This is a genomic window from Frankia sp. R82, assembly GCF_023716925.1.
In the GTDB taxonomy this organism is placed as follows: Bacteria; Actinomycetota; Actinomycetes; order Frankiales; family Frankiaceae; genus Frankia.
In genome coordinates this window covers 1-9,721 of the sequence record NZ_JAMQQG010000357.1, presented here as the reverse complement: position 1 = coordinate 9,721, position 9,721 = coordinate 1, and the positions used below count along the sequence as shown (strand labels likewise).

The following is a 9,721-nucleotide window of genomic DNA, read 5'->3' as shown; positions in this document are numbered from 1 at the left end:
GCCGCGGCCGCCGCCGGCTCCAGCGTCCTCATCCCCGCCACGGGCCTGGCCACCAGCATCATCACCATTGCGGCGGACCCCGTCAGCGCGACCGCCGGCGCGGACGCCACCCCCGGTGCTGACATCGTGACGAGCTTGGACGCCGCGAGCGACTCGGATGTCGCGGCGGCGGAGGTCGCCGTCGGCTCGATCGCCGCGGTGCGGGAGGCGGACACCGCGACCAGGCGGGGCCGGCATGCCCGAACCCGGGCCGACGCAGACCAGCTGGCCGCCCGGCGGCTACGCCGCGGCGCGCTCCTGCCCAGCATGGCCGCAACCGCGGTTGCCGCGGCCGTCACCGCCCTGATCGTGTTCGGCACGTCCGGCCTGCAGGCGCCGGTCTCCACCCCCGACGACGGCGCGGGACCAGCCGGCGCGAGGACCGGACCACGCTCGTCGGCCCTGGCTCCTCCGCTGCTGGGCTGGCCCGGCAGCACCGCAGGCGGCTCCGACCCCACATCTCCGTTGGGTGCCGGATCGCCCGGCGGCAGGTCGCTGGGTGCCGGGTCGTACGGCGGTGGGTCACTGGGTGCCGGGTCGTACGGTGCCGGGTCGTACGGGACGGCCCCGGCGGGTGCCGGTTCCAGCGGGACGGGCAGCCTCGCCGCCGGCTCCACCTCCGCGGGCCTGCCCACGGGCACCGGTTGGAGCAGCACCGTCGACTGGCGCAGCGTTCTCGGCGCCGGTGCCGGCTCGGGCGGGCAGGCGGCGCGTTCTAGCCGGATCGTGTGGCCGACCTCGCTCGCCGACTGGATCGCGGTCGGCGGCGACATCGCCCGGGCTCTCGGCACCGAATCCCGGACTGGGTCCGGCAACGCCGCGCGCAACGATGTCCAGCCTGCCCAGCTACGCACCGCGGCGGGCGCCTCCACCGGTTCAGGATCTGCGGACTCGGCAACCACACGGCCCACGGGCTCGGGTGGGTCCTCCACCGGCGCCGGGAGCTCGTCCGGTGGCAGCGGCGCAGCGGCCCCGGTCGCAACCGTGCCCGCGGGTGCCTCACCCCTGCAGATCCTGGCGGCGCGGGCCCTGGCCGCTCATGCCCTCGCCGGGCAGACCATGGCCGGACAGAGCAGGTCCGGACAGAGCAGGTCCGGACAGACCACGGCCGGGCAGAGCACGGCCGGGCGTGCCGTCTCCACCACCGATCCCACCTGCGGCGGATGGTCGGGGATCGCACTGCCGGCGCTGTGGTCGTCGGCCTTCTCCGCGCTACCGGGCCTGATCGGCGATGCCGCCCTCAACCTCGGCATCGATCCCGCCCTCGGTCTTGACCTTTCGGATCTCACCCCCGACGTCGACACCCCCGACGTCAACGTCAACGTCAACGTGGATGTGGACGTCGCCGGACCGCCGAACGTTCACTCCGTGCGCCTTCCCGACACCACCGGCTGACCGGTCAGTCGACCGGCAGCATCCCGCCGCTCTGGCGCTCCCACAGGGCGTGGTAGCGACCGCCGACCGCGAGCAGTTCCGGATGTGTGCCCTGCTCGACGATCTCCCCGTCGGCCAGCACGATGATCCGGTGCATGTTGCGCAGGGTCGACAACCGGTGGGCTACCGCGATCACGGTCTTGTCGGCCCAGAGCTGCTCAAGGGCATGTTGGACAAGCACCTCGCTCTCGCTGTCCAGGGCGCTGGTCGCCTCGTCCAGGATCAGGATCGGTTTGTCGTCTAGAAAGGCCCGGGCGATCGCGATCCGCTGGCGCTGACCGGTGGACAGCCGGATCCCGCGCTCCCCCACCAGGGTGTCGTATCCCTGCGAGGTACGAGTGATGAAGCCGTGCGCGTGGGCCCGGGTCGCGGCCGCCTCGACCTGCTGCTCGGTCACCGCCATGGCGGCGCCATAGGTGATGTTGTCGCGGATCGACCGGTGGAACAGCGCGGTGTCCTGCGGGACGTACGAGATCGCCGCGCCGAGCCGGTCGTTCGACGTGGGGCGCCCGTCTACGAGCACCGCGCCGACCGGCAGGGGGTAGTAGCCCAGCAACAGCTTCACCAGGGTCGTCTTTCCGCTTCCGCTGCGGCCGACGACCCCGACCTTCTCGCCGATCCCGATCTCCAGCGTGAGGTCGGACAGCACCGGGCGGGTGGGACTGTCCGGATAGGCGAAGGTCAGGCCGCGCAGCTCCAGCCGACCGCGCCCCGGTGACGGACCAGTCCCGTCCATGCCGTTCATGCCGTTCATGCCGTCCGAGGTGAGCGCGGCCGGTCCGGGTCGGAGTGGTGATCCCGATCCCACCGCGACCGGCGCACCGCCGAACAGGTACTGGTAGGCCTCCTCGACCCGGGCCAGCCGTAGGTTGAGCTGCGCGATCTCCCACACCATCACCCAGATGAAGTCCGAGAACATCACCAGCACGGACAGGAACGTGGCGAACTCCGCCAGGCCGAGTTGCCCGCTGCGGTAGAGGTACAGGTTGAGCAGGATCGAGGCCGGCCAGATCAGGTAGCGCACGACCAGCGCCATCGACGCCCAGAACACGATGTCCCACAGCGACGATCGGCGGGCCGCGTCGATGACCAACCGGCGCCGGCGGCGGACCTCGTCGTACTCGGCCTGCTCCTGGCGAAACGACTTCACGCTGACGAAGTTCGCGATGATGTCGATCACATAGCCGTCCATCTCCGACGTCTCGTCGGCGAGTTCCTTCTCGGCGCGGAACGAGCGACGGGCGGTATGCCGGCCGATCACCAGCATGAGCAGCACCCCGGCCAGGAAGATCAGACCCGACCACAGGTTGACGGCGAACATGATGAGCACTATCGCCGGAATGCGCACCAGCATTTCGACATAGGTGAAGCAGGTGGAGTCGAGAATGTCGCGGAACTCGCGGCCCACCGTGGCGACGAAGCTACTGATCTTCCCGGTGAACTTACCGACGAAGTAGGGGTAGGGCTGCCCGACAACCCGACCGAAAAGAACGTCCTCGCACTCGTAGCCGTGGTGCACGAGCAGCCGGCGGTACAGCACCTCGCCACCGCGCCAGAAGAGGTCGTGCACCAGGTTGGCGCCGATGAGCAGCAACGCGTACCCGTACACCGCATTGGCCGACCCGCCCTCGCGGGCCACGGCCTGCACCAGGCGGCCGACGAGGACCGGCAGCACGGCGATCGCCACGCTGGACACGGCGAAACTCGCCATGACCGCGAACATCGATCCCCGGAAAGTGGCGGCAAAACCCAGCAGGAAACGCAGGCCGGCATGCGGACCCGGCACACCGCTGGCCGCCGGTCCGTCGTCCCGCAAAACAGGTGGCTGTTTCTGCTGTCGGGGAATCTCTTCGCCCGTGGCACGCATCTGTGCATGATGACAGTGGGCGGCGCCGATCGCACCTCATTTTTCGCCGGGTACCCGGGACGTCGGCCGGCCAGGCCGAGGAATAGGGCGGCCGACCATTCGCCCGTGACCGCAGCCAGCGACCGTGGCCGGCGGGGATGCGCGGTCCGCACGGTCTGCCGATGCCGATGCAGGCCGATGCCGATGCCGCCGGCGGTGGCGGTGGCGGTGGGCCGCATGGTGATCGCAGCGGTTGTGGCCCACGGTGTTTTCGGCCCACGGTGGATCCTGCTGGCTTATTCATAGAAGGCGACACCATCCCTCGACCGCGGTCACCTTCTGTGACGCCATTGTCGGGGGCTGCAGGTGTGCAGGATGCATATGGGTCACCGTGGGGGAGTTTGTGCCTGATACGTCCCCACAGCGGCCCGGACGGAAAGATCTTGCTCTGGGGCCGGTTGCGGTGTGGTGAGGGCGGGGGTGACCGGCGGGCCGACGGGAGGGGCGTCCGCGTCGGCGGGTGGACGTGCCCGCCGTCACGACGCCTGGACGGCCGTCCCATCAATTACCCAACGGTGTCGCCCCGCGTGGCGAAGTGTGTGCGGGATGGAGCCAGGAAACGATATCTTTTGTCGTTACCTTGGATGATTGGGCTTGTCTGGCCGGTTCCCCAGGGCCGGTCCGCACCTGCACGACTCAGTTCCGGCAGCGGCGCCCGAGGCCGCCGGACCTCCCGCAGGAAGGGGCGCGGCATGCCTCGCCGCCGCTGGATCGGTCTGATCCTCGCCGTGCTGGCAACCGCCACGGCCTGTTCCGGAAGCGGCAGCCAGAACGCGGCCGGAGCCGACCCCGACACCCTCGCCCGGGCGATCGCGCGGCCCGCCGCGCCACCGGATGTCTCCCGGCTGCCCATCCTCTTCGTGCCCGGAAACCTGGGTTCCGGCGACCAGTTCGACGTCCAGGCGCAGCGGTTCGCCAGCAACGGCTATCCGGCGGACCGGATCACTGCCCTCGACTACGACGCCTCCGTGCCGGACCCGCCGCAGGATCAGATCTTCACCCGGATCGACGCCGAGATCACCCGGCTGCTCAACCTGACCGGCCGCACGGCCGTCGACCTGGTGGCCCAGGCGGAGGGCGCCGAGCTTGCCGTGCGCTATCTGGCCAGCACCCCCGAGCGGGCTGCCCGGGTCGCCCATCTGGTCAGCGTGGCCGGACCGCAACCCGCCGGGCCGCCGGGCGCGGTGCGCACCCTGGCCGTGTGGGGCACCGGCGACCCCACCCGGCGCATCGACGGCGCCCAGAACGCGCGCTTCCCCGCCGACGACCGGGCCGAACTGCTCACCTCGGCGGGCACCTTCAAGCAGATGTACCGGTTCCTCACCGGGCAGGCCCCCTTCACCACCGAGGTGACCGCCCAGTCCGGCCCGATCGAGCTTGCCGGGCGGGCCGTGCTGTATCCGGCGAACACCGGTGCCGGTCCGGCCCGCCTCGAGCTCTACCGGGTCGATCCGTTGACCGGACGACGGCTGCCCCAGGGCCTGGTGGGCTTCGTCAACCTGCCGCCCGACGGCACGTTCGGCCCGCTGCGGGCCGACGGCACCGCCAGCTACGAGTTCGCCGTCATCCGCCCCGGCGAGCCGGTGCACCACTTCTACTACGAGCCGTTCCGGCGCAGCGACCGGCTGATCCGGCTGCTCACCAGTCGGCCGGCCGAGGAGATCGGCGGCGGGATGACGGTGAGCCCGAAACAGACCGATCTCGTCGTCATCCGCGGCCAGGAATGGCGGGGCGACCAGGGCGCCGCGAGCGACCAGCTGGCCGTGGACGGCCAGAACGTGCTGAACGCGGCGAACGCCCCGCGTTCGAAACTGACCCTGCGTGTGTTCCTGTTCGACCAGGGCGCCGACGGTCGTACCGACCTCGCCGCGCCGCTGCCGAACTACTTCACGGTCGGCTTCGTCACCGGCGCGGACCTGTTCCTGCCCGCGGGCAACCGCTCCATCGCGGTGACCGTGACCCCGCGCGGGGTGACCATGGACCGCGCCACCGTGCACGTACCCGCCTGGCCGTCGGACACCGACCGGGTCACCCTGCGGCTGCGCGACGACACCGGCGGCTGAGCCGGCGCCGACGACTGAGCCGGCAGGTGGCCCTGCTTGGACAGGGCAGAGCCACCTGCCGGCGACCGTCCGGGCAGCGGGTCAGGCCCGAACGGACGAGTGCGGCCCGGCTTGCCGCCACGGTCGGACGCGGCTACCCCTCCCTCCCAAGCGGGGCAACGCATCCGACCGCGGCGGCCGGGCGCCGGCCCCGCCCGGCGGAGGTCGCGGCTCGACGCGGGGCGGGGCCGGCCTGACTCCAGGGTCGTCCGATCGGGAGCGGCCGGAAACGTCAGTCAGGCATGCCCTTCTCATATGGCCTCGCCGGGACTACGGCCGGCCAACTGGCGGACACCGCCGCGCCGGATAATCGACGACCACCCAGACCATCCGAGTGTCATCTGCACGACAGGACCAGGCCACCGGAGATCACCCAAACGCGGTGTCCGGGCGGCATAACGCCGTTATCCTGACGTGTCAGTCGGGGCCACGCATCGGGCGCTGCGCCCGTCCGCAGGCGAGGGGTGCGCGGCCACCCGGAGGGCCGGCCGATGTCCTACGAATCCGGCCCCTACCGCGTCTCCGCGGAGCTGCTGGCCCGTGCCGAGTTCCAGGCTGCCTGCGCCGCCCGGGACTTTCGCACCGCCTTCCGGCTGATGAAGAAGTACGACGGGGCAAGCCAGAACCGGATCGCCTCTCCGGTCGAGGGGCTCAGCCAGAGCCGGGTCAGCCGGATCATGCAGGGTGAGGACCATATCGCCCGGCTGTCGCTGATCGAACGCATCTCCGACGCGCTGCGGATCCCGGGCGCCTACTTCCAGCTCGCCGCCCGGCCCTGGGAGACCGGCGCCCACTTCGGGCCCGCCACCGGTGGGCGCTCGACCCACCAGCCCCGCCCCGCAGGTGCCCGTCCCGAGGCCGGTCCCGGTGCCGACGGTCCGGTCGGTTCCGACGGCCAGTCTCCTGCCGGCGGGCCGGCCGGGCCCAGTGGGCACGATTCCGTCGCCGAGACGGTCTTCGGGCCGGGGGCGCGTGCCGGCGCGGGTGGCGGGCTCCTCGTCGAACAGGACAGCGCACGGCTGCGCTACGACGACGGCAGGTACGTCGCCCATCAGCGCCGCCGCATCACCAACACCGGAGACGAGCCGGTGACCCGATATCTCATGCGCATCTCCGTCGATCGTTTCCCCGGCGATCAGGAACGGGCTGCCCGGCTCTACCGCAGCAATCCGCTGCGCTGGGAGGAGCTGCGGCTGAGCGCCCACTGCGGGCGAGAGCAGATGGCCTGGCAGATCAAGACCGACTGGGATGCGCTCAAGGAGGTCTGGCTGCTGTTCGAGAACAGCAGCGGACGTTTTCCGCTCTACCCGGGCGAATCAACCTGGATCGACTACACCTACCAGGTCGGCGAGGAGAAGTGGGGGCCATGGTTCCAGCGCGCCGTCCGGGTACCGACGAGCAGCCTGTCGGTGGTGCTGGACTTCCCGGCCCGGGTCGATCCGGTGGTCTGGGGGATGGAGACCTCGATGACCGCGGACGCATCCGCGTTCCGAACCGCGATCACCCGGGCCGACGAGGGCGACCGCCGGGTCTTCACCTGGTCGACCAGTAATCCGCCACTGCATGCCCGTTATCGACTGGAATGGAACTTCCGGGCCGGGACCGACGGCCATGGCCCGGGCACGGCACACCGCTGGGCCACCCCCGGCCCGCGCCCGAGTGAACAGATGGCGGCGGCCGGCATCGTCCAGGCCGACGACGCGGCGTTGACACAGCCCGCCCGCTCCTTCGACCTGCCGACCGAGGCCGAGGACGCCCGGCGGGTCGTCGCCGAACTGTCCTCGGCGATGGAACGCGTCTCCGCCCTGCACACCTTCGGCAAGGGCATGGGCATCGCCGCACCGCAGATCGGAATCAACCGGGCCGCCGCGATCGTGCGCTCCGCCGACGGGGACATTCTCACCCTGCTCAACCCGCGGGTCATCGAGTCATCGCCGGAGACCGACGAGCAGTACGAGGGCTGCCTGAGCTTCTTCGACGTCCGCGGACTCGTCCCCCGTCCCCTGGAGCTGCAGGTGGAGCACACCGACATCTCCGGGCGCCGGCACATCACCGTCTACCGGCAGGGCCTCGCCCGGCTGGTCGGCCACGAGATCGACCATCTGGTCGGCCAGCTCTACACCGGCCGGATGCGCCCCGGCAGCGCACCGATCCCCGTCGAGCAGTACCGCGGAACCGGCTCGGCCTGGACCTACAGCCCCTGACGCCGAGCCGCCGGACACCCGCCGTGGCCGCGCCACAGGTCCGAAAAATGCGACACGTACTGCTATGACGGATGTACACCCAAACGACGTACAGTTCGTGAAGACATCTTTTATGGTTTGATTGTTCTGGCCACCCGGAAGCACTCGGATCCGAGCGGCCGCGATCGCCACCGGGGCGTCACGCAAAGCACTTTATGGCACGCACGGAGACCAGGGTCGCAGCGATCGGTGTTATTTTTTCGCCAACGTGGCCGAACAAATTCAAAACCGGTGTTCCAAAGCAGTGCCGAAGCCGGTTAGCATCGAGCGCACGCACCCGCGCGATAATCGGCAGAAAAGATCGAATCGATATTCCGGAAGGCATTGTGTCCATCTTCACGGACCCTTGATTTACCCCGGTCACGCCCAGCTATGTTCGTAGCCATGTCGTCGTGCGACGGCAGACATCGGGTGGCACGCCGAATCCTGCCCCCACCCGATAGGAACCAAACCAGCGGCAGGAACGGGGGAACCACTTCCGGGCGTCGAAGGATGACGTCCTCGGGGTGAAGCCACCATTGGTGGCCGGGCATTCCCAGCCCGAACCCGACAGCTCACCTCGCAGGCGTGGGGAAGGACACTTCAATGTCCAACGCTCGTACGCTCGGTCGGGGCCTCAACCGGATCAAGCTCAGTACTCGTGCCGCAGTTCTCGCCACCACTCTCGCCGCCTCCGTGGGCGGTGGGCTCATGCTGTCCCAGCCGGCCAGCGCGGCCCCGAACGCGGACCATTTCCTGCGTGCCGTCGTTCCCTGCGAGTCCGGCGGCAACCCGCACGCGGTGAACTCCATCGGCGCGGGCGGCCTGTTCCAGTTCCTGCCGAGCACCTGGCACGGTCTCGGCGGCCGGGGCCTGCCGCAGAACGCCAGTGTCGCGCAGCAGTGGCAGATGGCCCGCAAGCTCTACGCCCAGGCGGGCACCAGCCCGTGGTACGCGTCCAAGCCCTGCTGGGGTCACCGGATCTGAGGCCCCGAACACCGCGCCGACATCCGCTCTCGGCCGGTTCTGATCCGCACATGATCGATGGGATCGTGCTCGACAGATCGTGAGCCGACCGGCGCGAGGCGACGCGACCCAGCGCGCGGCTTTCCAGGCCCCGCCCCTCCTCCCGGGGGCGGGGCCTGACCCTTTTTGGAGCTGCGCGCCAGCGGCTCAGGCGCCGCGTCGCCGGCGGGCGATCTCGGCGAGGGCCACCGCGGCCGCGACGCCGGCGTTGAGGGACTCGACCTCACCGACCATCGGGATCCGCACCGTGACATCGCAGCGCTGCTCGACCAGCCGGGACAGCCCACGCCCCTCCGAGCCGACCACCAGGACCATCGGGTCACCGGCCATCGTGAGCTCGTCGAGACTCAGCTCGGCGTCAGCAGCGAGACCCACCAGGAACAGACCCGCCTCGGCGTAGGCGGTCAGGGTGCGCGCCAGATTGGTGGCCCGGGCCACCGGCAGCCGGGCCGCAGCCCCGGCCGACGTCTTCCAGGCCGCCGCCGTCATCCCGGCCGCACGCCGCTCGGGCAGGACGACGCCCTGGGCGCCGAAGGCCGCCGCGGAGCGCACGACCGCGCCGAGGTTGCGCGGATCGGTGACCCCGTCGAGGGCGACCACCAGACCCGCCGGGCCGCTCGCCCCGGGCCGGACCCGGGCGAGCAGATCGTCGGGATGGGCGTAGCGGTAGGGCGGCACTGCCAGCGCAAGCCCCTGGTGCGGTGCGGTGCCGCACATCCGGTCCAGGTCCGGTCGGGCGGTGTCGACCACGGCAATGCCACGGCGCGTCGCCAGCCGGCGGGCCTCGTCCAACCGCTCGTCGAAGTCGAGGCCCGCGGCGACGAACAGCGTCGTCGACGGCACCCCGGCCCGCAGCGCCTCCACCACGGCGTTACGCCCGACGACGAGCTCCTCGGCCTCGGTGCCGCGCCGGGCCCGGGCGGGGGTTGGACCAGGGGCGACTTTACCCCTGGCCAGCTGATCATCATTAACCCACCGCCCCACCCCGGGGC

5 protein-coding genes, 1 pseudogene and 1 riboswitch are annotated in these 9,721 nt (G+C 70.7%); of the genes and pseudogenes, 4 read left to right on the top strand and 2 right to left on the bottom strand.

What is annotated here, in order from left to right; translation table 11 throughout:
• Positions 1-1,434, top strand: a pseudogene (locus tag ND747_RS28600) (hypothetical protein); the annotation flags it as partial.
• Between the two features lie 4 nt (positions 1,435-1,438).
• Here ND747_RS28600 and ND747_RS28595 read toward each other — a convergent pair.
• A complete protein-coding gene (locus ND747_RS28595; RefSeq protein ID WP_251737365.1) occupies positions 1,439-3,289 on the bottom strand; it encodes an ABC transporter ATP-binding protein in 1,851 nt (616 codons plus the stop codon).
• Positions 3,290-4,071: 782 nt separating this feature from the next.
• On the opposite strand from ND747_RS28595, the gene ND747_RS28590 reads away from it, so the two are divergent.
• The 3 genes from ND747_RS28590 to ND747_RS28580 all read left to right on the top strand — a co-directional run bounded on the left by ND747_RS28590 (position 4,072) and on the right by ND747_RS28580 (position 8,690).
• On the top strand, positions 4,072-5,442 hold the full coding sequence (locus ND747_RS28590; protein ID WP_251737364.1) for a lipase: 1,371 nt from the start codon (positions 4,072-4,074) through the stop codon (positions 5,440-5,442).
• 530 nt (positions 5,443-5,972) lie between these two features.
• A complete protein-coding gene (locus ND747_RS28585) occupies positions 5,973-7,685 on the top strand; it encodes a peptide deformylase (protein WP_251737363.1) in 1,713 nt (570 codons plus the stop codon).
• 446 nt (positions 7,686-8,131) lie between these two features.
• A riboswitch (cyclic di-AMP (ydaO/yuaA leader) is annotated at positions 8,132-8,307 on the top strand.
• Positions 8,308-8,309: 2 nt separating this feature from the next.
• Positions 8,310-8,690 (top strand): transglycosylase family protein, encoded by a 381-nt coding sequence (locus ND747_RS28580; RefSeq protein ID WP_251737362.1) that lies wholly within the window; start codon positions 8,310-8,312, stop codon positions 8,688-8,690.
• Positions 8,691-8,876: 186 nt separating this feature from the next.
• Here the strand turns inward: ND747_RS28580 and rlmB are convergent.
• Positions 8,877-9,721, bottom strand: an 845-nt coding sequence (gene rlmB / locus ND747_RS28575) for a 23S rRNA (guanosine(2251)-2'-O)-methyltransferase RlmB (protein ID WP_251737361.1), incomplete at its 5' end; no start/stop codon positions are given.